Origin of the sequence: Amycolatopsis coloradensis (assembly GCF_001953865.1) — a bacterium.
Classification (GTDB): domain Bacteria; phylum Actinomycetota; class Actinomycetes; order Mycobacteriales; family Pseudonocardiaceae; genus Amycolatopsis; species Amycolatopsis coloradensis.
The window spans coordinates 55,239-79,663 of record NZ_MQUQ01000011.1; the positions used below are offsets into that span (position 1 = coordinate 55,239).

The window sequence follows — 24,425 nt, forward strand, 5'->3', positions numbered from 1 at the left end:
CGCGTCGTGCCCACGTCTGATGATCCTTTGCTCGTGATGGCGTCGCTGGCCCGGACGTTCCGCGCTGACGACCACATCGTCTACGAGAGTCCCAACGGCTACACCTTCGCGCTCGGCCGTCTGGCGGAGGTCACCGTCGACCGGGACGCCGTCCAGGTGCGGTGGGGCGAAGAGAAACGCCGTGAGCGCTGGACTTCGAGCCCGTACCCGGTCCTCGAGCGGTTGCTGGCCGAGCTGCCGGTCAAGGACTGGCGGGCCTACGGCGTCGCCGACTTCGAACTCTGCTACCTCGGCGGGGATCTCCACGACATCTTGGGCGACCGGCCGTTGTTGCGGCTCATGATCCCGGAGTCGGAGGTGTCGCTGCGTGACGGAGAGGCCGTCGTACGGGCGACCAACCGGCGACAGCTCGACCAGATCGCCAGTCTGGTGTCCGGCCCAGCACCGGACCATGGCGCCTGCTCCGCGCCCATCGCCGTCGAGCAGGAAGGTGTCGCGGACTACGAGAAGGCAGTGGGCCGCGCGATCCGGGACATCAACGGCGGCAAGCTGCAGAAGGTCATCCTCTCCCGGGTCGTCCCGGTCCCCGGCGCGATCGACCTCGTGGCCACCTACGTCGAAGGCCGCCGGAACAACACCCCGGTCCGGTCCTTCCTCGTTCGGATGGACGGGCACGAAGCCGCGGGGTTCAGTCCGGAGATCGTGGTCCGGGTGGACGCCCAGCGGCAGGTGACCGTCCAGCCACTCGCCGGCACCCGGGCCCGGCACCAGGACCCGGCGGAGAACGCTCGGCTCAGGACGGAACTCCTGGCCGACAGCAAGGAGATCTTCGAGCACACGATCTCGGTCAAGGTCGCCCACGACGAACTCTCCGCCGTCTGCGCCCCACAGGCCCCCTTGATCGCCGAGTTCATGGCGGTCAAGGAACGGGGTAGTGTCCAGCATCTCGGTTCGGAGGTTCGGGCCGAGTTGCCGGAGAACAGGGGAGTGTGGGACGCGTTCGCCGCACTTTTCCCCGCCGTGACGGTTTCCGGTATACCCAAGGACGCCGCCTACCGATGCATCCGCGAGAACGAGTCCGGGCCCCGAGGCTGGTACGGCGGAGCCGTGCTGGCGGTCGGACAGGACGGCACGCTCGACGCGGCCCTGGTCTTGCGCACTGTGTTCCACGCGGACGGCCGGACCTGGCTGCGCGCGGGCGCCGGAATTGTCGCGCAGTCGAACCCCGCCCGGGAAGTCTTGGAAACCAGTGAAAAGCTGCGCAGCGTCGCCCTGCACGTGGTCCCGGCTACCGAGGACAGCCACGCGGAGATGCGACGCGACATCGCCGACCAGCTGGGCGTGGAACCCGCCGAGCTGACCGACGACGAAGACCTCGTGTTGCGAGGTCTTTCCTCCCTGTCGGTGATGGCACTGGCCAACAGCTGGAGTACCAACGGAACCGTCGTCCGCTATACCGATCTGCTCGAACGCCCAACACTGGCCCACTGGTCCGCACTCGTGAAGCGATGACTCTGATCCTCACCCTTCCGGAAAAGCTTTCGCGCGCGAGGCGTTGAGCCAGCCGCTTGGCATAGGCGGCGGGGTCGGCGTTGTCGATCGCGCAGTGCAGCCGCATCCCCTTCGACCCCGACGTTTTCGCGAACGCGGTCAACCCGTCGGCGGCCAGCACATCCTGAAGCCGCTCGGCGACCCGGCACGATCAGACGATCACCGATCCGTGCCTCGACCGCCTCGATATCCCCGAACGCCGGCAGTACCGCCAACGGCTCACCGACGGCACCGGGTTCGGTGAAACTCACCGGGCAATGCTGATCGCACCGCAGCGACGACAGGCGCGGCACCGGAACCGATCCAGTCGCGGCCTGCCACGCCATCCGCGTCACCATCCCCGTCAACCACATCCCGTGGGCGATCGTGGCGACCGACGGCGCCTACACGCCCATGAAACACCTGGGAATCACCGATTGGCGAGCGCTCAGCAGTCTGCCAGGCGAGGAACTGTACCGGATCCTGGATCGCTGCCGGTGTTGGGAACACCACGATGTCCCCCTTGTCTCCGCCCGGTTCGAGTAGTCGCTGGCCGACAGCGCCAAGGGGTCACCACTGGTACCTGCGCCGCCTCGCACGGGAACAGTTTTCGACAACACTGACCGAGCTCTTTGGCACAAGCTGAGACTCAGCTGTTGCTGGGCAGGAGGTTGATGTCACACCCACCCGATAGCGGATGTATGCAAATCGCATATAGTTCTGGGTATGGAGTCAAGCCTTGAAGAAGTGATCAACGAGTGGCACGCGAGGGTCAACGCCGGCGACCCGCAACGGTCTGCGACGGCGGTCGGTGATCCAGTCGTCGTCCTCGGACCGAAGGGCGCGGGCCCGATCACGCCTGCGCAGTTCGCTGACTGGGTGGAGCGTTCAGGGATCAAGTTGACCCCTCGGTCCTGGCACCCGATCAGCGAGCGACTGATGGTGGTCGAGGAAGACGCCACCTGGCCCGAGAGCGCGAAGCCCACACGGGTAGCGACGGTCTACCGCGCCTCCGACGGGAAGGTCACGGCTGCGTTGCGGTTGCCGGACCTCAAGGCTGCTCTCGAGCTGGCCTACATCTGCCGTGAAATGGCAGCAACCGAATGACGGATCGAGGTCCGGGGCAGGTCCTGTTCCACTTCGTCCGGCACTGGTCACGCCGACCTGTCGTGGCAGACACGGGCGGCGAGCAGGGGCGACTCGTTCTGACCTGCGAGGCAGTCCATGCGCTCAGCCTGCACGGTACCCCGGCAACGGTGAATGCGATCGCGCACGAGATCGGGATCGACCAGAGCGGCGCGTCACGGTTGATCAAGAGCGCTGCAGCAGCCGGTTACCTGGTCATGGCGGCGTCCGCGGCCGATGGCAGACGACGCGAAGCATCACTCACTTCTGCGGGCAGGTCCATGCTGGACCAGGCACATCGCTGGCAGGAGGACATCTTCGCTCAGTTGACCACGGGCTGGAGTGACAAGAAGTGCCGCGACTTCCAGCAGGCGATGACCGACCTGATGGAGCGCTCCTACGCGATGGACGCATGAGCGTTGCCGTGGCCAGGTGGCTGCGCCTCCGGCGTCACTCATACGGCCTAGCGTGCCACGGAGTCGAGTCAACCATGCCAGTGGCTGCCCGTGGATCACCGGGTGGACGTGGCGGGTTCACTACCTGGTGTTATGTCAGCCACTCGGCTTGACGGCAGGCATGCGAGCGGGTCAAGATCGTTGACGTAGTTCGTTCGTATGTTCGAGTGTTTGTCGCTGGCTTCCCCCCACGGCAGAGCGTGTGTGGTGTGGAGCTGGTGTGGCGTTCAACAATCCTGCTGTCCCGTGGTCGGAGGTCGCTCGTGTGGCCTCCGGCCAGTCGCCTGCCCAGGGCGACGGGGGCGATTCGCCCGCCTGGTCGCGCAAGCGCGAGGGCTACGCCGGGGCGCCTGCGGATTTGCGGGTCCGCGAGGGTGACGACGATGGCGGTGCGGTGCCACGGGTGCCGTACGCGGAGTTGCACGCGCATTCGAACTTCAGCTTTCTCGACGGCGCCAGCCACCCGGAGGAGCTGGTGGAGGAGGCCGCCCGGCAGGGCCTGGACGCGATCTTCCTGACCGATCACGACGGCATGTACGGGGCAGTCAGGTTTAACGAGGCCGCCCGCGAGCTGGGTGTCCGGGTAGGGTTCGGGGCCGAACTCTCCCTTGACCTTCCGGCCCCGCAGAACGGGGTGGCGGATCCGGGCGGGGCACATCTGCTGGTGCTCGCCCGCGGCCTGGAGGGCTACCGGCGGCTGTGCCGGGTGATCTCCCGTGCCCAGCTCGCCGGTGGGGAGAAGGGCCGCCCGGTCTACGACGAGACCGCGCTGGTCGACGATCTCGCCGGGCATGTGCTGGTGCTGACCGGCTGCCGCAAGGGCCGGATCCGCCGCGCCCTGGCCGCGAACGACAAGGTCACGGCGATGTCGGAGCTGGTGTCCCTGGTGGACAAGTTCGGGCGAGACAACGTGGCGGTGGAGCTGATCGATCACAGTCAGCCCCTGGAGTCCACCTTCAACGACACGTTGGCGTCGATGGCGGAGGTGGCGGGGGTGGTGACGGTGGCGACGAACAACGTCCACTACGCCCACCCCGGCCGGGGCCCGCTCGGTGACGCGGTGGCCGCGGTCCGCGCCCGGAGGTCGCTGGAGGACATGGAGGGCTGGCTACCAGCGGCGCACCAGGCGTTCGTGCGCTCCGGCGCCGAGCAAGCCGAGTACTTCGCCCGGTATCCCGGCGCGGTCACCCGCGCCGCCTTGCTGGGCGTCGAGTGCGCCTTCGACTTGAATCTCGTCGCGCCGGACCTGCCTCCGTTCCCCGTCCCGCCCGGGCATGACGAGATGTCGTACCTGCGGGAACTGACCTGGGTGGGCGCGGCGAAACGCTACGGGCACCGGGATGACTGTCCGAAGGCCTACGCCCAGCTCGAGCATGAGCTGAACATGATCGAGAAGCTGGGGTTCCCGGGGTATTTCCTGGTGGTGTGGGACATCGTCCGGTTCTGCCGCGACGCGAACATCTTGTGTCAGGGCCGGGGGTCCGCAGCGAATTCCGCGGTCTGCTACGCGCTGGAGATCTGCCACGCCGACCCCGTCCGCTGGGGCCTGCTCTTCGAACGCTTCCTGGCGCCGGAACGCGATGGGCCGCCGGACATCGACATCGACATCGAGTCTGACCGCCGCGAAGAGGCGATCCAGTACGTCTACGACAAACACGGCCGCTTCCACGCCGCGCAGGTCGCGAACGTGATCACTTACCGGGCCGCCTCAGCGATCCGGGACGCCGCCAAAGCGTTGGGGTACAGCCAGGGCCAGCAGGACGCCTACGGCAAGGTCGTCAACCGCTGGGCCGGCGTGGCGAAGACCAGCGAGGAAGCGGCGGGGGAGATCCCGTCCGAGATCCTCGAACTCGCCGACGCACTCGAAGATTTCCCCCGGCATCTGGGGATCCATTCGGGTGGGATGGTGATGTCGAAGGAGCCGGTGTCGGAGGTGGTGCCGGTGGAGTGGGCCCGGATGCCTGGCCGGTCGGTGTTGCAGTGGGACAAGGATGACTGCGCCGCCGTCGGTTTGGTGAAGTTCGATCTGCTCGGCCTCGGCATGCTCTCCGCGCTGCACTACATGATCGACCTCATCGCCGAGTTTCACGAGGCCACTGTGGACATCGGCAAGCTCGACCTCGCCGACCCGGCTGTCTACGACATGTTGTGCGCGGCGGACGCGATCGGCGTGTTCCAAGTGGAGTCCCGGGCGCAGCTGGCGACGCTGCCGCGGTTGCGGCCGCGGAAGTTCTACGACCTCGTCGTCGAGGTCGCGCTCATCCGGCCCGGCCCGATCCAGGGCGGCTCGGTGCACCCCTACATCGCGCGCCGCCGCGGCGAGGAAACCTGGAAACACAAGCACCCCCTCCTGGCTCGGAGTCTCGATAGGACGCTCGGGGTGCCGTTGTTTCAGGAGCAGGTCATGCAGATGGCCGTCGACGTCGCCTCGTTCACCCCGGCCGAAGCCGATTTGCTGCGGCGGGCGATGGGCGCGAAACGCTCCAGCGCGAAAATGCGGAAGCTCGCGAAGCGGTTCTTCGAGGGCGCTGCGGCCAACGGTGTCGACCGTGACACCGCGGTGTCGGTGTTCGAGCAGATCGCCGCCTTCTCCGGCTACGGCTTCCCCGAGTCTCACTCCATGAGCTTCGCCCTGCTTGTTTACGCCTCGTCCTACCTCAAGTTCTACTATCCGGCGGCGTTCTGCGCGGGTTTGCTGCGGGCGCAGCCGATGGGGTTCTACTCTCCGCAATCGCTGGTCGCCGACGCCCGCCGCCACGGCGTCATCGTCTACGAACCCGACATCAACTCAAGCCTCACCCACGCCACTCTCGAAGCCGATCCCGCCGGCACCGGCGGCCATGCGATCCGCCTAGGCCTCGCCGCGATCCGCAACGTCGGTGACAAAGCGGCTGAGGCGATCGTCACCGAACGCCACACCCACGGTCCCTATACCAGCATCGGCGAGCTGACCGAACGCGTCCGCTTGAAGAGACCCGCGATCGAAGCTCTCGCCACCGCGGGTGCGTTCACCAGCCTCGGCCCCCAGCGGCGTCAAGCGCTCTGGGCCGCCGGTGCCGCGGCCACCACCCGGCCCGAGCACCTCCCGGGCCTCGCCCCCGGCCTGGACGCGCCGGCGCTGCCGGGGATGACGCGGATCGAGGTCACCGCCGCAGACCTGTGGGCCACCGGAATCTCGCCCGATTCCCACCCTGTCGAGTACCTGCGCCAGTGGCTCACCGACCACGACGCCGTCACCGCCGCCCAGCTCGGCCAGACCGAGGACGGGACGCGAGTGTGGATCGGGGGAGCGGTCACCCACCGGCAGCGCCCCGCCACCGCCGGCGGCATCACCTTTTTCAACCTCGAAGACGAGACCGGAATGGCCAACATTCTCGTCTCGCCGGAAATGTTCCGCACCTACCGGAAGATATTGCAGGCCAGCAGCGCGTTGCTGTTCCGTGGCATCGCGCAGATAGCTGAGGGAACCGCTACGGTGGTCGCCGATCAAGTACGACCGCTGGATCTGCGAGACCTGGCGGCGAAGTCGCGGGACTTCCGATGACCGGCGCGAACCGGCAGTGGCACACGTTGGAAGTTCCTCTCCGGCCCGGCACGGGCACACCGGCACGATGCCCGTGGGGCCACGACCTCGCGGTCGCGGGTGTCCGGCAAGGCTGGTCGCAGGACTACCGGTCACCGGAATGGACGTGCGAGGCATGTCATGCCCTGTCCGCGGGGTCCGGAGTGTGGGCGATGATCGACCCCGGCCCCGCCCGGCAAGTCACCGAAGACCACGTTGACGAGTACGGCCTGCGCCTCGTCCTGCTCCGGCCGCCCACAGCGGCCGGAATCGGCGCCATCCAACTACGCATGGGACACACCACGTTCGGCGAGATCCGATTCTCTTTGTGTGGCCCTGACCGGCGCGCTGTCCTGGTTAGTGTCGAGGTGGAGGAGAAGCACCGGCGACGGGGCGCCGGCCGGATACTGGTGGCCGCCGCCCGAGCACGCGCTACCCGCTATCACTGGACGATGCTGCCGCTGGGCGAAGATCCCGTCGCCGTCGCGTTCTGGGCCACAGTAGGAGCGCTCGGCCCCCACAATCCTCACCCGTGTACACACCAAATCGACGCCCAGGTGGTACCCGCGGAGTCGAGATGGACACAGTGGTGGTGACAGGCGGCGCGGGATCGTTCTTCCTCTGGCACCACTGCTCTCGCACGCACAACGCGCCAGACAGGAAGAGATCCGCGACAACCTGGAAGCCCGCGTCATAGAGGCGGAACGCGAAGGCTGGCTCGGCGAAGTCGAAGGCATGCAGGTCAGCTACAGCGGCATCCTGTGTTCTTCCCGTACCTCGACGGCCGGGCCGAACAGGGTTGCCACTGAGCGCGCCAGGGTGGGCTCAGAGAAACCACTGACGGTAACTGAAGTTGTCACGCCATTCTCGGTGCGTCCAAACGAAAAAATCGTCCTACCTCGGCAAGTCTGCCAAGCGGGACGGTCTTCGTGTTGTGAAGCCAAGGACTTGAACCCCGACCCCTCATTGCCTGATCCGTGGCTATCGCGAATCCGCTGTTCGGCTGCAGCAGCTGTGCTCTGACCGGTGTGGTTCGACGCTGTTGTGCCTGACGGCGTGCTTCAGAACTGCTCCAGGAAACAGGTGGGATAGTCGGACTGCCAGGGGGCCGTGGGTGATCGCCGCCGCTGCGGACGCGACGTCTCGCCGCTGGTGGGCGTCGCTTCCAGAGGCTACGGACCATCACTCGCAACCAAGGACAGCCGGGACGTGCTTTGGTCAGAATGAGCCCATGTCGGACGAGATCCAGTGCTCGGGGCGGAGGTAGATGGCCAGATGCTCGCCGAGCTGGCTCAGCTCGAACTCCACGAAGCCGTCAACCTTGTCCGCGGGCAGGTAACGCGCGGCCATCTGCCTCGACAGCTCGCGGGTGCCCGGCTCGGTCCGGACCACCGGCCCCTCCACCGCCACATAGCGAATCGTCGGCTCGGTCCGCTGAACCATCAGGCTGCACCGCCCGGCCGCCTCGATCGCGCGAGCCTTGCGCGAGCCGGGCGGGGTGTTCACCCACAGTTCGCCACCGGGCGTGTAGTGGTACCAGATCGGCACGACCAGTGGTGCGCGATCGGCACTCTCGACCACGGACAGCGCCCCGATCCGCGGCTCGGCCAGGAACTGCTCGCGTTCGTCCTTCGACAGTGGCATCACCCGAGACTATCGAGCTGATCGGAGGGCTGCAGCTCCCAGCTCCGATCAGCGGTGTTTCGCCACTGTGGAGCTGAGGGGACTCGAACCCGCGTCAACAACCTCACGACTCGCGACGACTAGTTCTTCCCGCGCCGGTACTCACTGGGGCTGCAACCGTGTTCTCTGCGGAAAGTGCGCGAGAAGTAGAACGCGTCGTTGTAGCCGATGGTCCTGGCGATCTCGGAGATGTCGCGGGACGTGGTAACCAGCAGCTCGCGCGCCCGGGCCATCCGCACGCGCTTGGCGTATTCGACCACGCCGCAGCCCGCCACCATCCGGAACAGGGCCGCGAAGTGCGAGGGGGACAGGCCCGCCGTGCGCGCGAGCTCTTTGACGATCACCGGCTTCGCGAAGTTGTGCCGCAGGTACTCCTGCGCCTGGCGAACCGGCTCGGTGGGCTGGTGGGCTTCGGTCAGTGCGTCCGCGGCCAGCTGCGCCAGCAGGGTCCAGCCCGCGCCGGAGGCCGAGATAAGGTGCGGGAAGGTCTCGTCCCGCTCGAGGAAGCCGATGGCGTCGTCGATCGCCGAGACGGCCCGGTAGACGTCGCGCACCTCGATGATGGCTTCTCCGCCGTCCGGCGTGACGACCGAGAGCAGCTCCGAGACCTGGGAGCCCGCGGCGTGCAGCCACCAGATCGTCCAGGGGTCACGCGAGTCCGCCCAGTAGAAGTGCGGGCGGGATGGGGGCAGGACCAGGGCATTTCCCGGCCTGATCACGCTCACTCTGCCGTCGACCTCGCAGTGCCCGACCCCGTCGGTGCAGACGATCACGATGGCTTCTGGTGCGCTGCGCGGGCGGTGCATGCCGTGGTTGGCCGCGCTGGGGAAGTACCCGGCGTCGGTGACGAGCAGGCCCGAGGTCGGGGCTCTGCGCAGGGCCGACGCTACCAGCGGCCGCGGCAGCACGCGCAACCGCTGACCTGGGAAGCCATCGGGCATCAGCATCCGCACACCGTACAGCCGGCCGTCGAATCGTCCAGGTGATTCGGTCGATTCGGCCATCCCGCCGAACGGGTGCCCGGGCATAGCGTTGCCGCATGTCACAGGGTGAATCGACGCTGATCCTGCCGTCCCGCCCCGCCGAGCACGCCGAGGCCGGGGTCGCGGCGTGGCGGGCGGGGGTGATGATCGACAGCTACCTTCCCGAGGCGCCCGACCGGTATCCCGCCTACCTGGACCGGCGCGTCTATCAGGGCTCCTCCGGGCGGGTGTATCCACTGCCGTTCCATGACCGGATCAGCCCGGTGAAGGCCCCGGCGAAGTGGGACGCGGTGCACCTGGAGAACCGCTGGCTGCGGCTGATGGTGCTGCCCGAGCTCGGTGGCCGCATCCATGGTGCTTTCGACCGCACCAGAAACTACGACTTCTTCTACCGCAACCCGGTGATCAAGCCCGCTCTCGTCGGCCTGACCGGCCCGTGGGTCTCCGGCGGAGTCGAGTTCAACTGGCCGCAGCACCATCGCCCCGCCACGTTCCTGCCGACCGACGTCGAGATCGAGCACGAGGCCGATGGCGCCGTGACCGTGTGGTGCTCCGACCACGACCCCTTCGACCGGATGAAGGGGATGCACGGCGTCCGGATGCGGCCCGACAACGCCGTCCTGGAGCTGCGGGTGCGGCTGTACAACCGCGGCGAGCGGACCCGGACGTTCTTGTGGTGGACCAATATCGCCGCGCGGGCGGATGAGAACTACCAGTCGTTCTTCCCACGAGACGTGCGGGTGGTCGCCGATCACGCCAAGCGCGCGACGACCGGCTTCCCCGCCGCGGATCGGGCCTACTACGGAGTCGACTACCCGGCCCGGCACGACGAGGTCGACACGGCCGCCGGTGGCGTGCAGGTCCGCGGGGACCGCCTTGACTGGTATCGCAACATCCCGGTGCCGACCTCGTACATGTGTGTTGGCAGTAAGGAAACGTTCTTCGGCGGCTATGACCATGCCGCGCGGGCCGGGTTCGTGCACGTCGCCGATCGGCAGATCGCTGTCGGGAAGAAGCAGTGGACTTGGGGCGCTTCGGAGTTCGGTGACGCGTGGGGCCGCAATCTGACCGACGACGGTTCGGCCTATGTCGAATTGATGGCCGGGGTGTTCACCGACAACCAGCCGGACTTCTCCTTCATCGCGCCCGGGGAGACGAAGGTGTTTTCCCAGTTCTGGTATCCGATTCAAGAGATCGGTCCGGTGCAGGCGGCAACCGTGGACGCCGCGGTGCGAGTGGACCTCCAGGGAACGAGTGCGCGGGTCGGAGTCGCAGTGACAGCTGACCGCCCCGGATGCCGCTTGTCGCTCGTCGACGGCACGGGGGCCGAGGTCGCCGAGGTGCGCGCCGACATCGCGCCGGGCAAGCCCTTCCAGGAGAGCATCCCGCTGACGCGGCACGCTGATCGACTCGTGCTGCGCGTCCTCCACGGTGACGAACTGTTGGTGGAGTGGGATTCCCTGGTCCCCAGCGCGGACGATCAAGTCACCCCGGCACGCGAGCCCGCCGCGCCCGAGGACGTGCCGACCGTGGAAGAGCTGTCCGTGATCGGCGCGCACCTCGATCAGTACCGGCACGCGACGCGCTCGCCGGAGCCGTACTGGCGTGAGGCATTGCGCCGCGATCCCGCGCATGTCGCGGCCAAGGTCGGGCTCGCTGGGCGCGCGTATCAGCGTGGTGACTTCGCCGAGGCGGAGAAATTGTTACGGGTGGCCGTTTCCCGGCTGACGACGTTGAACCCCAACCCGGTCGACACGACCGCGCTGTACTGCCTCGGTCTCGTGCTGGAGCGACTCGGCCGGGCCGACGAGGCTTACGACGTATACGGTTCCAGCTCCTGGGCGCGTGCGTGGCGGGCACCGGCGGGCTATCGCATGGCGCGTATCGACGCCGCACACGGGCGGAACAGGGAAGCGCTGGCCAGGCTTGAGGATGTGCTGCGCACCGAGCCGGAGCACCTGCAAGCCCGTGCTCTCCGGGTGATCGTGTTGCGCCGTAACGGAAAAGACGGTCAAGCGGCAGAGTTTGCCGAAGTCACCCGTGCGCTTGATCCCTTGGACTGGTGGACGCGCGATCTGCTTGGCCTGCCTCTCACGACGGACGCGCAGACCTGCCTTGACATCGCGCTGGAGTACGTCGGCGTTGGTGAGCACGATGCGGCACTGCGGGTGCTCGACGTCGCCCGCGAGCGGGAGGGTTCTCGCGCCATCGGGCAGACAGCGGCCGGGCCGTTGCTGGAGTACCACCGAGCCGAGGTGCTGCGCAGGCTGGGCAGAGACCACGAGGCGCGTGAAGCCGTTGAGAGAGCGCAAAGTCTCGACGCGACGTGGTGTTTTCCTTCGCGGTTGGACGACGCGTTGACGTTGGAACGTGCGGCGAACTCCGACGACACGGACGCGCGGGCTCGCGCGCTGCTCGGACACTGGCTCTACGCCAACGGACGCCCTGATGACGCGTGCACGGCCTGGAACGCCGCAGCGGTGATCGACCCGGATGACCCCGTGGTGTGGCGGAATCTGGGGCTCGCGGCCTTCAACCATCTCGGTGACGCCGAGCAGGCATGCGCGGCCTACGACTCCGCGCTCGCCGTCGCGGGGGACGACGCCAAGTTGATCTTCGAGCGTGACCAGCTCAGCGCGAGGCGCGGCGTGCCGCCCGGGCCACGGCTGGACTGGCTCCTGCGGAACCGCGCCCTGGTCGAGACGCGGGACGACGCCACTATTGAGCTCGCGCACCTGCTGATCACCGCCGACCGGCTCGACGAGGCCCGCGAACTGCTGCTCGGCCGCACCTTCCAACCGTGGGAGGGCGGTGAGGGCGACGTGCTGCGCGTGTGGGACCGGCTGTGCCGCTCACAATCCACAGTGGACGACGCGTTCGCGCCGCCGGAATCCCTCAGCGAGGCAAGGCATCCGCTCGCGAACACCGCGCAGCTGCACCTGATGCGGGGTGACGTGCTCGGGGACCGGGCGGCGTGGGAGCTAGCCGCCGCGCAGCAGGGAGACTTCCTGGGGATGAGCGCCCAGCCCTACTCCGAGGCGACCTACTCTTCGGTGCTCGCGCTGCGCAGGCTTGGTCGCACCGAGGAAGCCGACCGGCTCACCGAGGCATTGCGCGCCTTCTGCGACACGGTGGAGGCGAGCCCGGCGACCGTGGACTACTTCGCGACTTCGCTGCCGTCGATGTTGTTGTTCACCGAGGACCTGGCCGCCGCGCAGCTGCGCCGAGTAGCGTTTTTGCGGGCACAGCTCGACATTCTCGGCGGGCAGCACGCACGCGCGGGTGACCGGTTGGCCGCGCTGCTGGTCGAGGAGCCGCACCACGTCGACGCGCTGGACCTCGCCCGATCGATCCGGAATCCGACGCGGTGACGGCGTCTGTGCACCGCCACCGCGCGCGGAATTCCTCACACGTCAGGGATATCCGCCACGGTTCCGGTCGCGGCCGCGTCGGCGTAGTTCGCGAGGCGCTCGGCCATCGGAACCCCGGCGCGATGGGCTCGCCGACCGGTGCCGCCGCGCTGCCACGGCGCCGGGCCGGTCAGCGGGCGGAACTCGACTCCGGCCGCCGCCAGCCGGTCGAGGTGGCGGGGCAGCCGCCGGTGGAGATCCTGCGTGCGGGAGCCCCAAGCGATCTCCGCGAAGGCACACGTTCGCGGGTACAGGAGGTAGTCGACCAGTCGTGGGTCGTCGACGAACTCGGTCCACATCTGACACTGGATCCCTTGCACACGAGCACTCTCGTCCTCGGACCAGTCCTGCGGGATCGGCTCCCACGAGACGACGTCGCCGAGGGTGACCGGACCGCCGATCGCGAGTGGCTCGCCGGGGTCGGCCTCCTGGAAGTAGTCGAAGTAGGTCGGCATGACCGGCGAGAGCACGACGTCGTGACCGGCTGCCGCCGCCCGGCGGGCGACCTCCGCGCCACGCCACGCCATGACCAGCGTGGTGGTCGATTCCGCGTCGGCGGCGGTTCCTTGCGCGGCGAAGCTGTCGTCCCACGTGACCGGCGTTTTGCCGTGCTCAGCCAGCATCTGCCGCACTTCGGCCATCAGGGCGGCGAAGATCTCGGCGCTCCCGGAGAGCCTCCGCTTGTCGGCGAACGCACGCACCACCGGGTCGTCGTCCCACGCCCGCAGGACGGACTCGTCACCACCCACGTGCACGTAAGGGGAAGGGAACAGCGGGAGCAGCTCGTCGAACAGGAGGCGCAGGAACTCCAGGGACCGCTCCGACGGAGCCAGGAGCGCGTCGTGCACACCCCAGTTCGGGTGCACCGCGCGATCCGGCACGGACGGGGACCCGAACTCCGGGTAGGCGGCCAGCAAGGCGCCGGTGTGGCCGGGAACGCCGATCTCCGGGACGACCGTGATCGCGCGATCCGCCGCGTAGGCGACGATCTCGGCGAGGTCGTCGCGGGTGTAGTAGCCGCCGTGCGGTGTGCCGTCGTGGACGACCTCGTCGGAGTAGTGGCTGACCTGGCTCGTCACCCGCCAGCTGCCGACCTCGTGCAGGCGCGGGAAGCGAAGGCTCTCCACCCGCCAGCCCTGGTCGTCGCTGAGGTGCAGGTGCAGGGTGTTCAGCTTGTGCGCGCTCATCAGGCCGAGGTGGCGCAACACCTCCCGCTTGGGCAGGAAGTGCCGCGCGACGTCGAGGAGCATTCCGCGCCAGCGGAATCGTGGGCTGTCCTCGACGCGGACGACCGGTGCGACCCACCGGATGTCCGACGGCGCGGCCTGCCGGTAAGCGGCGTCGGGAAGGAGCTGGCGCAGGGTCTGCACGGCATACACGACACCGGAACGGTCCGCCGCGGTGATGGTCACTCCGGCCTCGGTCACGTCGAGCACGAAACCCTCGGGAGGAGTCGCGCCCGCGCGGAGCAGCACTTGCAGACCTGCGGGTTCGGCGACGACCTTGCTGGTCATGGGCAGCAGCGTGATCGCCCGCAGGACCGCGGCCCGTTCCTCCGCCGGCACGTCCAGGCGCACCGGGAGTTCGGCCGGAAGCCGGAGCACCCCCGCGCCGAGCACCACCGAATGCGGTTGGGGAACGAGGTGCGCCGCCCGCTCTCGCGCGTCGTCGTGGCTCATGATCGCTGCCTCCCTGTTTGCGCGCAAATGTTTTTTTCTGTTCAGTACTCGTTTATAGTCAACAGATATTGCTCATTTAGAGGCTAGTATGCACATAAATGAACGAAAATCACCACGAAGGGACGCCGATGTACCTCCCGATCGCCGAGGTTGCCTGCGTGCCGGCCCGGGCACGCGTCTTCGAGCAGGGCTGGCAGTCCTGGAGTCCCACCGGCACCTACCCGGGTGACACGACCTCGCCCCGGCCGTCCTCGGCGCAGATCGCGGCGAGCTGCTTCCGCTTCGACCGGCCGATGCCGGAATCCGGCTTCCAGGGCGAGGGACTTGTCGTGATCGACCCGGGCGACGGCGGCCCGGTGCGGTCGTGGTCCGCGGTGGATCACTCCGCCGAAGTCCCCTCCATCCGCGTGCAGGCGCTCGGGGACCGGCTCGTCGTCTCCAGCCTTGGCGCTGTCCGGGAGACCGAGCACGCCGACCTCCCACGCGCGCTCGCCGCCTGGGCCGAGGAAGTGGCGGCCGGCGGTGGCGTGACGGCGGTCCGTCCGCTCGGTCCGGGGTGGAGCAGCTGGTACGGGCACTGGAACAAGGTCACCGAGCAGGACATCGCCGACACCCTGGTGCATGCCGAACGACTGGAGCTGCCGTTGGAGATCATCCAGCTCGACGACGGCTACCAGAGCGCGATCGGGGATTGGCTCGACATCCGGCCGGGCTTCGGATCCCTTGAAGGAGTGGCGAAACGCGTCGCCGACACCGGGCGGCGCGCGGGCATCTGGCTGACGCCGTTCTTCGTCGCCGCCGACAGCCGGGTGGCGACCGAACATCCGGACTGGCTGGTGCGGGGCACGCCCGTGATGCGCGAGTGGGACCGGGACATCGCGGTGCTCGACGTGACGCACCCGGACGCGGCGGAGCATCTCGGCGGCGTGTTCAGCTCCCTTGTGGCGACCGGGTTTTCGTTCTTCAAGATCGACTACAGCTACGCCGGAGCGCATCCCGGCCGGCGGCACGCCGACGTGTCGGGGCACGACGCCTACGTGGCGGGAATGCGGATCATCCGCGAGGCGGTCGGGCCGGACTCGACCGTTCTCGGTTGCGGCGCACCGATGCTGCCCAGTGTGGGACTCGTCGACGCCATGCGGGTCAGCCCGGACACCGCGGTCGCCGTCGAACCCAAGTCCGGGGACGTCAGTCAGCCCTCGCAGCTCGGCGCGCGGCTGGCCGGGGCCGCGCGGGAGTTCATGCACGGCCGGTTGTGGGTCAACGATCCCGACTGCCTGCTGGTGTCTCCGCGCGTGGAAGACCGCGCCGGCTGGGCGGATCACGTGGCCTCCAGCGGTGGGTGGAGGTGTTCGAGCGATCGCCTCGCCGACCTCGACGAGTGGGGAGCCACGCGCACCCGCGAGCTGCTCACGCCGTCAACCGGTCCTGCCTGATCTCTCCGGAAGGGAGTTCGCCATGGCTCAGGTCCTCACGGTGCCGACCCCGCCGCCACCGGTCTCGACCCGGCCGGCGCCGCCACGGGGACGTCGTCGGCGGGCGCGGGAAACCCTGACGGCGTATGCCTTTGTAGCCCCGAGCCTGTTCGGCGTCGTCGCGTTCCTGTTGCTGCCAGTACTGATCGTCGCCGGGCTGAGCCTGTTCGACTGGAAGCTGCTGGCCACGCCGGAGTTCGTCGGGCTGGTCAACTACGAGCGGCTCTTCGCCGACGGCGGGATCGGCCACTCGCTACTGGTGACCATCGCCTACGTGGTCCTGACCATCCCGGTGCAGACGGTGCTGGCCCTGGTGCTCGCGCTGCTGCTCAACCAGCGAGTGCGCGGCGTGAAGATCTTCCGCGCGCTGTTCGTCCTGCCCTGGATGGCGACGCCGGTGGTGATGGGCCTGGTGTGGGGCTGGATCTTCGACCCGGCCAATGGTGCTGTCAACTCCTTCCTGGAGATCTTCGGGATCGACGGGCCGAGCTGGCTGTCCTCGGCCGGCCTCGCGCTGCCCTCGGTGGCGGCGACGCAGGTGTGGCAGTTCGCGGGCTACAACATGCTGTTCTTCCTCGCCGGGTTGCAGTCCATCCCGAAGGACTTCTACGAGGCGGCCATGCTGGACGGGGCGTCGCCGGTCCGGCAGTTCTTCGCGATCACACTGCCGCTGTTGCGCCCGACGCTGTTCTTCGTCCTTGTCACCAACGTGATCGGCTCGTTCCAGGTCTTCGACACCGTTTTCGTGATGACCAACGGCGGTCCCGGCACCAGCACCGAGGTCATCAACTACACGATCTACCAGACCGCGTTCAGGCAGTTCGATTTCGGCTACGCCTCCGCCATCGCGATGGTGCTGTTCCTGATCATCCTCGCGGTCACCATGGCGCAGGTCCGGTACTTCAACCGCACCACGACCTACGACCTGACCTGAGAGGGGCCGACCGTGACCACGACCACGACCACCCGGCGGCGGCGGCCCTCCCGCCGCGCCGCCCTCTACGCGACGCTGATCATCGGGGCGGCCATGTCGGTCTTCCCGTACTGGCTGATCGTCTCGACCGCGGTGAAACCGCGCGGTGAACTCTTCGAGGCGGCACCGTGGGCGCCGCCGTCCTCGCCGACGCTGGAGAACCTCGGCGCGCTGCTGGGCTCGGACTTCGCGCAGTCCATCCTCAACACCTTCATCTTCGTCACCGTCCTCACCGTCGGACAGCTGATCTTCACCACGCTGGCGGCGTATGCGTTCGCGCGCTTGGACTTCCGGGGTCGCAACTCGCTGTTCTGGCTGTACCTGGCCACCCTGATGGTGCCCAACGTGGTGACCCTGATCCCGCTGTTCCTGATCATGCGGGAGCTGGATCTGGTGAACAGCTGGTACGGGCTCGTCGCGCCGTACGTCTTCGGGACGCCGTACGGGATTTTCCTGATGCGCCAGTTCTTCCGCAGCATCCCGCGCGAGATCGAGGAGGCCGCGCGGGTGGATGGCGCGGGGCACCTGACCATCCTGTGGCGGATCATCCTGCCGCTGAGCAGGCCGATCCTGGCCACGCTGGCGATCGTCACGGTGATCTCGTCCTGGAACAACTTCCTGTGGCCGCTGATCATCACCAGCAGCGAGGACACCCGCGTGGTCACCGTCGCGATCGCCGCCCTGCGCTCGGAAATCGGCATCGACTACACCCGGATGATGGCGGGCAGCCTGCTCACGCTGCTGCCGATGCTGCTCGTCTTCGTCTTCTTCCAGCGCTACATCGTCCGGTCGGTCGCCCTGACCGGACTCAAGTGACACGAAGGAGTGTCCCCATGAAGTTCTCGACTTTCCGGCGGAAGATGCTCAGCGCGCTGACAGTCGGCGCGCTGGTCGGGCTGGTCGCCGCCTGCGGCGGCAGCGGCGACAGCAACGGCAAGACGACACTGACCTACCGAATCTGGGACGAGCAGCAGCAGAAGGGTTACGAGAAGGTCTTCGAGGCGTTCAAGGCCAAACACCCCGACATCGATGTCAAGATCGAGCTTCAGCCCTACGACCAATACTGGACCAAGCTCGTCACCGAGATGGTCTCCGGCACCGCGCCCGACGTGTTCTGGATGACGCCCGCGAACTTCCCCGAACTGGCGACGAAGGGCGCGTTGATGGACGTCTCCGACGCCGTGGAGAAGTCCGGCCTCGCCAAGGACAAGTACCACCCCAACGTGGTGGATTCCTTTACCTACAAGGAAAAGATGTACGCCGTCCCCAAGGACTGGGGCGTACCGGGGATGCTCTACAACAAGCAGGTCTTCGCCGAGGCCGGCGTCGAGATGCCCACCGAGCCGCTGACCTGGGCGCCCGACGGATCCGGAACGTTCCTGCCGCTGATGCAGAAGCTCACCGTCGACGTGAACGGCAAGCACCCCGATGAAGCCGGCTTCGATCCGGCCAAGGTCAAGCGGTGGGGCTTCGCCTCCTGGAACCACTCGGGCACCCAGTGGCTGAACTGGATCCCGAGCAACGGCGGCACGACGATCACCAAGCCCTACGGCACGTTCAACTTCAACGAGCCCGCTTCGGTCGAGGCGTTGCAGTGGGGCGTCGACCTGATCGAGAAGTGGCACGTGTCCCCGCCCGCCGAGCAGACCAACCCGCCGGCGGGCCGTGCGACCGAGATGTTCCAGCGTGGCGAGGTCGCGGTCTTCCCGGCCAACAACGCGCTGCTGCCCTTCGTCGCCCCTGGCTCGACCTTCCCGATCGGCACCGCGTCGCTTCCCGCGGGCAAGGCAGGCCGCGTCGTGATCATCAACGGCCTCGGCGAGGCGGTCTACTCCCGCACCGAGCATCCCGACCAGGCCAAACAGCTCGTGTCGTTCCTGGCCACCCCGCAGGCGCAGGCGATCATGGCCGAGGGCGGCTATGTCTTCCCGGCCATCAACGACCTCGCCCCGCGCTACGTCGAGCACTGGAAAGCCAAGGGCATCGACACCCAGCCGTTCCTGGACGAGGCGCGCGGCAAGACGGTGAACTTCCCGATCGTGTCCGGCTTCGCCGCGGCGGAACCCAAAATCAACCAGATCTTCAACGACATGTACCTCGGATCGGTCAAGGTCCCCGACGCCGCCGGGGAGGCTGTCAAGCAGGGCAACGCCCTGCTCAAACCCGAGAAGTAAGGAGGTCTGCCATGTCCGCGTCACCCAAGAGATGGCGAGCGGCGGCGATCGCCACCGCCGCGTCGCTGGCCGTCTCACTGGCACCGGCCGCGACGGCCGAGCCCGCGCCCGGGGTGCCCGTGCAGCTGCTGTCGATCACCGACCTGCACGGCTACTTCGGCGAGTACACCACGACCGTGCCCGGCTCGCGTGCCGGTGAGCCCGCGAAAACCGTGGGTGGCGGGGCATATCTCGCCTCGCACCTCGACCGGCTGCGCGCACCGGAGAACTCCGTACTGTTCTCCGCGGGCGACGACTTCTCCGGCTGGCCGCCGGAGACCGCGTGGTTCTGGAACGAGCCGACGATCGAGTACATGAACATGATCGGCGTCGAGTTCTCCACCGTGGGCAACCACGAGATCGACCGGAAACCGGCCTATCTCGAGCATATGATGGAGGGCACCTGCCAGGGCCGCCCCGACCGCGACCTCTGCTTCACCGACTCGACCGGGAAACGCTTCCAGGGCGCGGACTTCGACTACTACTCCGCGAACGTGCTCAACGAAGCCACCGGCCGGCCGCTGGTCATGCCGTACCACGTGCGGCAGGTCGACGACGGTCGCGGCGGCACGCTCCCGGTGGGATTCATCCACGCCACGACCACCCACACGCCGCAAGAGCAGCTCTCCTACTGGCCGAGCGAACTGAAGTTCCTGCCCGAGGCGGAGACGATCAACCGCTACGCCGAGGAGCTGCGCGGTCGGGGTGTCCAGGCCATCGTCGCCGTTGTGCACGAAGGGTTTTCGCAAGCGAACGGGGCGGGGTACAACGACTGCACCGCACCGTTCGGCCCGCTCGCCGACATGAACGAGCAGATCAGCCCGGCGGTGGACGCCATCGTCGGCGGGCACTGGCACGCGCTGGTGAACTGCATGCTGCCCGACCCGGCCGGTAATCCCCGCCCGGTGGTGGATGCGGCGAACCACGGCAGGCTGATCAACGAGATCAACCTGGAGCTGGACCCGGCGACCGGCGATGTCCGCCGAGACCGGACGAAGTCGGTCAGCCACGCCAACACCCGTGATGTCGCACCGGATCCCGAAGTGCAGCGGATGGCGAAGTACTGGAAGGACCGGCTCCCCGCGCGGGGTGACCAGCGGGTCGCCACGGTCACCGGCGATCTCACCCGCACCTCCGGCACCGACGAGGAGTCCACGCTCGGCAACGTGACCGCCGATGCGTTCCTCTGGGCGGCCAACAAGGACGGACAGGCCGATCTCGCGGTCGCGATGCCGGGGATCTTGTTGCACGACATACCTTTCGCCCCCAATCCAGCCAATCCCGCGGACGCGCCGGGACGGGTGCTGTTCTCCGAGCTGGTCTTCGGCACGGTCTACGAGAACGGCATCGGCCCGGCCGTCGTGCGCGGGACGGTGACCGGCAAGAAACTCGACGAGCTGATCGAGAGCCAATGGCAGCGGGGGGCCGACGGTGTCGTGACGTATCGCCACATGGCCGTTTCCGGCAACGTTTCCTACACCTACGACCCCGGCGCCCCGCTCGGGCAGCACGTCGACATCAAGAAGATCCGGATCAACGGGAAGCCGGTGAAGGCCGACCGCGAGTACCGGATCGCGACCCTGGCCAACAACTTCTTCGCCCGCAACGCCACACCCGGTTTCACGGCGCTTTTCGACGCCAGGAAACAGAATCGGAGCAGCTACTCCGGTGCGGACGCGCTCCGGGGGTACATGGCGGCAAGGTCGCCGGTCCGGCCGCCGAAGCTCGACCGGGTCCGGCCCGCACCTGGAAGCTGATTGTCTCACCTGAACCGGGACGGAGGGGTTGGCACGTGTTCGCTCATCGAGTCGAACTTGCGGACATAGGTCAGCCCCTCCGGGATCTCGATGCTGGTCGTCGAGGTCCAGCCCCGCGTCAGGGTGGGCCAGTCGGGCACGTCGGGGTGGAAGTGTGGCCGGAACGGCTCGTAGCCGTCGATGAAGGCGGCCGGTTCCGACCTCGCCTGCCACCGGATGTCCGCCGACAACCGCAGCCGGTCGCTGAGGTTGGGGCGGGCCCCGTGCACGGTGAGACTGGTGAACATGAGCACGTCCCCCTGGCCGAAGTGGGTGCTGCGCCAGCCGTCCACGCCGCTGCCCGCCACCTGCGCGGTGACCCCGCCGGGGCCCTCCGCCCGGGACACACCGAGCACGCCGAGCTTGTGCGACCCCGCGAGGACCTCCAGCCCGCCGGCGTCGGAGGGACAGTCAGCGAGGGGGATCCACATCGTCAGGGTGTCGACCGCGCCCTGGATGAGGCGGTAGTCCTGGTGAGCGGGCGTGGGTGTGGCCCGCGGCGTCGGCGCCGTGATGCGGGCGATGTGCAGCGGGTGACAGAAGACCTCCTCGCCGAGCAGCCGCTGAGCCAGGCCGCGCAGCTCCTCCCGTTCGCTGAGCTCGTGGAAGGACTGCGTCGCCTGCACGGCGGAGTACATGCCGAAGAAGGTGGACTCGCCCTCCTCGAGCGCCCGGTCGGACGCCCGCAGCTCGTGCGGCGCGGTGCCGGAGGCCAGCCACCTGCTGTCGTGGAGCACGGCCGCGATGTCGGCGCGAACACCGGTGACGTAGTCGCTGGGCAGCAGGCGAGGGAAGTAGAGGTAGCCGTCCTCGGACATGCGCTCCCGTAGTGCCGCGACGTCGTCGGCGATGTCGCTGGAATCGATCAACTGCTCCATGTTCTGCCTCCGTCGTGGGGGTCTCGACGGTTTCGACTGTAGGAAGGGCGGGACATCGCGGACATGGCTGAACCTGCCTGGAAGATGACAGATCCTGCTACGACGCCCTCGCCTCCGGCCGGGTTGCTCGTCATCGGAGAGAGCACCTTCACCAAGCGCGTCGAGGCGATTCGGCCGACCGGCTCGCCGAGCTGGCTGCTCATGTGGACAACGCGGGGGCGCGGGGCCGTGCACCACGGGGACACGGCCCTGACCACCAGCGCGGGGCGGCTCGTGCTGATAGAACCCGGCGTGCGGCACACCTATGGAGTCGCCCCCGACGCCGCGGAATGGTCGCTGCTGTGGGCACATTTCCGCGCACCACAAGGAAACTGGCTCGGGACGAGTCGCCATCTGACACCGGCCGCGAGTGGCGCCGCGGAGGCCATCGACGCCGCTTTCGACCGGCTCCGCCGTTACGCCCGGCTCACCGGTGATCACATCCCGCCGTCGCCGGTCCACCTCCCGGCTTTCGCCACCCGCCCCGAACAGCAGGCCCTCGCCATGTGCGCGCTCGAGGAAATCGTGCGCCTGGCCGACCTCGCCGGCGCTCCCGCCGCACCGCCAGGCCCTGACCCGCGTATCGCCCGCGTGCAGCAGCTCATTGCCGATACACCGGAGGCCCCGCATACCCTCAACTCGCTCGCCGCCACCGCCGGGCTGTCACCGTCGCACTTCAGTCACCTCTACGCGAGGGCCACCGGCCACAGCCCCATGCGGGAGGTGCGCACCCGCCGCTTGCACCGCGCGGCTCGGCTGCTGACCGGCACGGGAATGTCCGTCGCCGCGGTCGCCGGCACCGTCGGCTACGTCGACCAGTTCCACTTCAGCCGCGCGTTCCGCCGCGAGTTCGGCCTGCCGCCGAGCAGTTACCGGCACAACGGCGAGGTTTCCGGTTGGGACTGACGTGTGCGAAATCAGTGCGGGCGTCCCTCGACACCGACCCTGGCAGGCAGGAGACCACCAGGGGACGCTTCTCCTACCTCGCTGGTGCCAACACCATCGTTGTGCGGCGGCACTTGTTGATGACCGGTCGCGAGAAGTATGTCGAGATCTTCGCCTACTCCACCGGGTCACTGTCCCGCGCCGGCAACGCGGAGGTGTGCGGCCGCAGGACAGGCGGTGCTCGTGCCGCTGTCCCGCGTCAGGGCCATCGGCAACCCGAACGACAGCGCGAATCTCCGCGCGGTTTGAGGGGCGACGGGATCGGGAAGTAGGCGGGCATGTCGGGTGCAGTCGATGAACAGGCCGTCCAGTCGGAGCAGCGACACCGGCGCAGACGCTGGGTGGCGGAACATGGTGGAGTGATCGCCGTTGTCTCGGCGCTGTTCTTCGGTGCGATGGGTGCGTGGTTCGGCTCCGGCGAAGACGCTGATGTCGGTTGGGTGAATCCGGTGACGACGGGTGCCGTCGGGGTGGTGTTCGGCGCGTTCGTCGGGTACTTCCTGTCGGCGGAAGCCAGCGGCACGAAAGCCAACGGTAAGCGTCGGGTGCTGTTCATCGTGGGGATGGTGTTCTGCATCGGGGTAGTGGTGGGTATGCGGTACTTGAACGACTGGACATGACCTCCAAGTGATCGACATGCTGACCACCAACGACGTCACCGCCTTCGCCGGCAAGGTGGGCCAGGGTGCGGGCGGCACGGTTCGCACCCCGTTCAAGCGCCACGCCGCGCGCCCTCACCGGTCACGCGTGCAGAAGGCGGTCAGCCGTGCCCACGCTGGCATCCGCGCGCACGGCGAACGCGCCGTCCCACCGCTCATGGGCTGGAAAGTCCTGGCCGAACTCCGTCGTTGCCCACGCCGGGCCACCGCGATCATCGCGGCCATCCTCGTCCTGCACCACATCGAGACCCGCCGTCAACCACGATAAAAAGCTCATTCCACGGCGATTCCGCGGGCCTTGAGAATGTCCTCGGCGCCGGGGGCGGCCATCATGGCCTCGTCGCCGCCGTAGATCACGCGGAGGTTGGGTAGCAGGGCGAAGTCGTCCAGGGAGGTGACGTCGAAGAGGTCGTCCTCGCCGTCCCAGAACGGCGAGCACTGGTGGTAGATCTCCAAGCCGCCGTCAGTGGTCAGTTCCTCCACAGTGGCCAGTTGGTCGGGGGTGATCTCCAAATCGGTGAAGCACTGGCGGGCTTCCTCGAGGACGGTGTACAGCAGGTCCTGTTCGCGCAGGTACTTCCACAGGTCGCCGGTGGCGCCCTTGGCGTGGAGCATGTCGGCGATCCGGAAACGGGGCTGGATGAGCTTGTCCTGGTACATGAGCTTGTCGATGACCAGCAGCTTGAAGTTGAAGTCGCGGAACATGCCCCATGATCTACCAGACCGCTCCGACAATCCGGGCAGATCCCTGTGGTTCGACGCTCGTTGTGGGGTCTCGGGGGGCGCCGGGGCCAACAGAAGTGGACGCGAGCGGCGTGCTGCGACCGCCGATCTCCTCGTGCGCCACTTCGTCCCGGATGATTTCATCGGAAAGTCCGCTGGATGGGCGTCCTCTGCGCGAAGCCGATATCCCGAGTAAGGCTTCGGATCCGTCATCGACTCGAACAGGACTGTAGTACTGCCGGGGGATGGAAGCTTAGCTGCGCACGAAGACCGAGAGTGGCTTCGGTGTAAGCCCCG

General features: G+C 67.8%; 18 protein-coding genes and 2 pseudogenes. 14 read left to right on the forward strand and 6 right to left on the reverse strand.

Annotated features, from left to right (window positions below):
- Positions 1-6 precede the first annotated feature (6 nt).
- Complete coding sequence (locus BS329_RS20585; protein ID WP_244197232.1) at positions 7-1,512, forward strand: salicylate synthase; 1,506 nt, start codon at positions 7-9, stop codon at positions 1,510-1,512.
- 40 nt (positions 1,513-1,552) lie between these two features.
- Here BS329_RS20585 and ligD read toward each other — a convergent pair.
- Positions 1,553-1,687 (reverse strand): annotated as a pseudogene (gene ligD / locus BS329_RS45390) (non-homologous end-joining DNA ligase LigD); the annotation flags it as partial.
- Positions 1,688-2,277: 590 nt separating this feature from the next.
- Between ligD and BS329_RS20595 the strand changes: the two are divergent.
- The 4 genes from BS329_RS20595 to BS329_RS20610 all read left to right on the forward strand — a co-directional run bounded on the left by BS329_RS20595 (position 2,278) and on the right by BS329_RS20610 (position 7,268).
- Positions 2,278-2,637, forward strand: a complete 360-nt coding sequence (locus BS329_RS20595) for a hypothetical protein (RefSeq protein WP_244197233.1) — start codon at positions 2,278-2,280, stop codon at positions 2,635-2,637.
- Positions 2,638-2,699: 62 nt separating this feature from the next.
- Positions 2,700-3,071 (forward strand): MarR family winged helix-turn-helix transcriptional regulator, encoded by a 372-nt coding sequence (locus BS329_RS20600; RefSeq protein WP_244197234.1) that lies wholly within the window; start codon positions 2,700-2,702, stop codon positions 3,069-3,071.
- A 259-nt stretch (positions 3,072-3,330) separates the two neighbouring features.
- Positions 3,331-6,654, forward strand: a complete 3,324-nt coding sequence (locus BS329_RS20605; protein WP_076162881.1) for an error-prone DNA polymerase — start codon at positions 3,331-3,333, stop codon at positions 6,652-6,654.
- Positions 6,651-7,268, forward strand: a complete 618-nt coding sequence (locus BS329_RS20610) for a GNAT family N-acetyltransferase (protein WP_143253130.1) — start codon at positions 6,651-6,653, stop codon at positions 7,266-7,268. Before BS329_RS20605 ends, BS329_RS20610 begins: the two co-directional genes overlap by 4 nt.
- A gap of 622 nt (positions 7,269-7,890) precedes the next feature.
- On the opposite strand, the gene BS329_RS20615 is transcribed toward BS329_RS20610, so the two are convergent.
- Positions 7,891-8,316 (reverse strand): pyridoxamine 5'-phosphate oxidase family protein, encoded by a 426-nt coding sequence (locus BS329_RS20615; RefSeq protein WP_076162883.1) that lies wholly within the window; start codon positions 8,314-8,316, stop codon positions 7,891-7,893.
- A 119-nt stretch (positions 8,317-8,435) separates the two neighbouring features.
- Positions 8,436-9,302, reverse strand: a complete 867-nt coding sequence (locus BS329_RS20620; RefSeq protein ID WP_076162979.1) for a helix-turn-helix transcriptional regulator — start codon at positions 9,300-9,302, stop codon at positions 8,436-8,438.
- Positions 9,303-9,394: 92 nt separating this feature from the next.
- Between BS329_RS20620 and BS329_RS20625 the strand changes: the two genes are divergently transcribed.
- A complete protein-coding gene (locus tag BS329_RS20625) occupies positions 9,395-12,709 on the forward strand; it encodes a DUF5107 domain-containing protein (RefSeq protein WP_076162884.1) in 3,315 nt (1,104 codons plus the stop codon).
- Between the two features lie 35 nt (positions 12,710-12,744).
- Here the strand turns inward: BS329_RS20625 and BS329_RS20630 are convergent, their stop codons facing one another.
- Positions 12,745-14,427 carry a beta-N-acetylhexosaminidase gene (locus BS329_RS20630; RefSeq protein ID WP_076162885.1) on the reverse strand — a complete coding sequence of 561 codons (1,683 nt, stop codon included), beginning with the start codon at positions 14,425-14,427 and terminating at the stop codon, positions 12,745-12,747.
- A gap of 98 nt (positions 14,428-14,525) precedes the next feature.
- On the opposite strand from BS329_RS20630, the gene BS329_RS20635 reads away from it, so the two are divergent.
- From BS329_RS20635 to BS329_RS20655, 5 genes are read left to right on the forward strand one after another with little or no spacing between them, the layout of a single operon-like run.
- Complete coding sequence (locus BS329_RS20635; RefSeq protein ID WP_208619240.1) at positions 14,526-15,863, forward strand: glycoside hydrolase family 36 protein; 1,338 nt, start codon at positions 14,526-14,528, stop codon at positions 15,861-15,863.
- 22 nt (positions 15,864-15,885) lie between these two features.
- Complete coding sequence (locus tag BS329_RS20640; RefSeq protein WP_244197235.1) at positions 15,886-16,836, forward strand: carbohydrate ABC transporter permease; 951 nt, start codon at positions 15,886-15,888, stop codon at positions 16,834-16,836.
- Positions 16,837-16,848: 12 nt separating this feature from the next.
- Positions 16,849-17,691, forward strand: coding sequence for a carbohydrate ABC transporter permease (locus BS329_RS20645; protein ID WP_084750006.1), 843 nt, complete (start codon positions 16,849-16,851; stop codon positions 17,689-17,691).
- Between the two features lie 17 nt (positions 17,692-17,708).
- A complete protein-coding gene (locus BS329_RS20650) occupies positions 17,709-19,049 on the forward strand; it encodes an ABC transporter substrate-binding protein (RefSeq protein ID WP_076162887.1) in 1,341 nt (446 codons plus the stop codon).
- Positions 19,050-19,060: 11 nt separating this feature from the next.
- Positions 19,061-20,845 (forward strand): bifunctional metallophosphatase/5'-nucleotidase, encoded by a 1,785-nt coding sequence (locus tag BS329_RS20655; protein ID WP_076162888.1) that lies wholly within the window; start codon positions 19,061-19,063, stop codon positions 20,843-20,845.
- Positions 20,846-20,850: 5 nt separating this feature from the next.
- On the opposite strand, the gene BS329_RS20660 is transcribed toward BS329_RS20655, so the two are convergent.
- Positions 20,851-21,762 (reverse strand): phytanoyl-CoA dioxygenase family protein, encoded by a 912-nt coding sequence (locus tag BS329_RS20660; RefSeq protein ID WP_076162889.1) that lies wholly within the window; start codon positions 21,760-21,762, stop codon positions 20,851-20,853.
- A gap of 84 nt (positions 21,763-21,846) precedes the next feature.
- Here BS329_RS20660 and BS329_RS45200 point away from each other — a divergent pair, with 84 nt between their 5' ends.
- From BS329_RS45200 to BS329_RS42690, 3 genes and pseudogenes are all read left to right on the forward strand, one after another.
- A complete protein-coding gene (locus tag BS329_RS45200; RefSeq protein WP_158075818.1) occupies positions 21,847-22,707 on the forward strand; it encodes a helix-turn-helix domain-containing protein in 861 nt (286 codons plus the stop codon).
- 398 nt (positions 22,708-23,105) lie between these two features.
- Positions 23,106-23,366 carry a hypothetical protein gene (locus BS329_RS20675; RefSeq protein WP_076162892.1) on the forward strand — a complete coding sequence of 87 codons (261 nt, stop codon included), beginning with the start codon at positions 23,106-23,108 and terminating at the stop codon, positions 23,364-23,366.
- 7 nt (positions 23,367-23,373) lie between these two features.
- Positions 23,374-23,673 (forward strand): annotated as a pseudogene (locus BS329_RS42690) (IS5/IS1182 family transposase); the annotation flags it as partial.
- Between the two features lie 5 nt (positions 23,674-23,678).
- Here BS329_RS42690 and BS329_RS20680 read toward each other — a convergent pair.
- Entirely contained in the window at positions 23,679-24,110 is a 432-nt protein-coding gene (locus BS329_RS20680) for a DUF6892 domain-containing protein (protein ID WP_076162893.1), read from the reverse strand.
- Positions 24,111-24,425 lie beyond the last annotated feature (315 nt).

Coding starts and splice junctions, on each gene's coding strand:
- BS329_RS20610 (WP_143253130.1), top strand. CDS start 6,651: ATGACCGGCGCGAACCGGCAGTGGCACACGTTGGAAGTTCCTCTCCGG.
- BS329_RS20615 (WP_076162883.1), bottom strand. CDS start 8,316: ATGCCACTGTCGAAGGACGAACGCGAGCAGTTCCTGGCCGAGCCGCGG.
- BS329_RS20620 (WP_076162979.1), bottom strand. CDS start 9,302: ATGCTGATGCCCGATGGCTTCCCAGGTCAGCGGTTGCGCGTGCTGCCG.
- BS329_RS20625 (WP_076162884.1), top strand. CDS start 9,395: ATGTCACAGGGTGAATCGACGCTGATCCTGCCGTCCCGCCCCGCCGAG.
- BS329_RS20630 (WP_076162885.1), bottom strand. CDS start 14,427: ATGAGCCACGACGACGCGCGAGAGCGGGCGGCGCACCTCGTTCCCCAA.
- BS329_RS20635 (WP_208619240.1), top strand. CDS start 14,526: ATGAACGAAAATCACCACGAAGGGACGCCGATGTACCTCCCGATCGCC.
- BS329_RS20640 (WP_244197235.1), top strand. CDS start 15,886: ATGGCTCAGGTCCTCACGGTGCCGACCCCGCCGCCACCGGTCTCGACC.
- BS329_RS20650 (WP_076162887.1), top strand. CDS start 17,709: ATGAAGTTCTCGACTTTCCGGCGGAAGATGCTCAGCGCGCTGACAGTC.
- BS329_RS20655 (WP_076162888.1), top strand. CDS start 19,061: ATGTCCGCGTCACCCAAGAGATGGCGAGCGGCGGCGATCGCCACCGCC.
- BS329_RS20660 (WP_076162889.1), bottom strand. CDS start 21,762: ATGGAGCAGTTGATCGATTCCAGCGACATCGCCGACGACGTCGCGGCA.
- BS329_RS45200 (WP_158075818.1), top strand. CDS start 21,847: ATGACAGATCCTGCTACGACGCCCTCGCCTCCGGCCGGGTTGCTCGTC.
- BS329_RS20680 (WP_076162893.1), bottom strand. CDS start 24,110: ATGTTCCGCGACTTCAACTTCAAGCTGCTGGTCATCGACAAGCTCATG.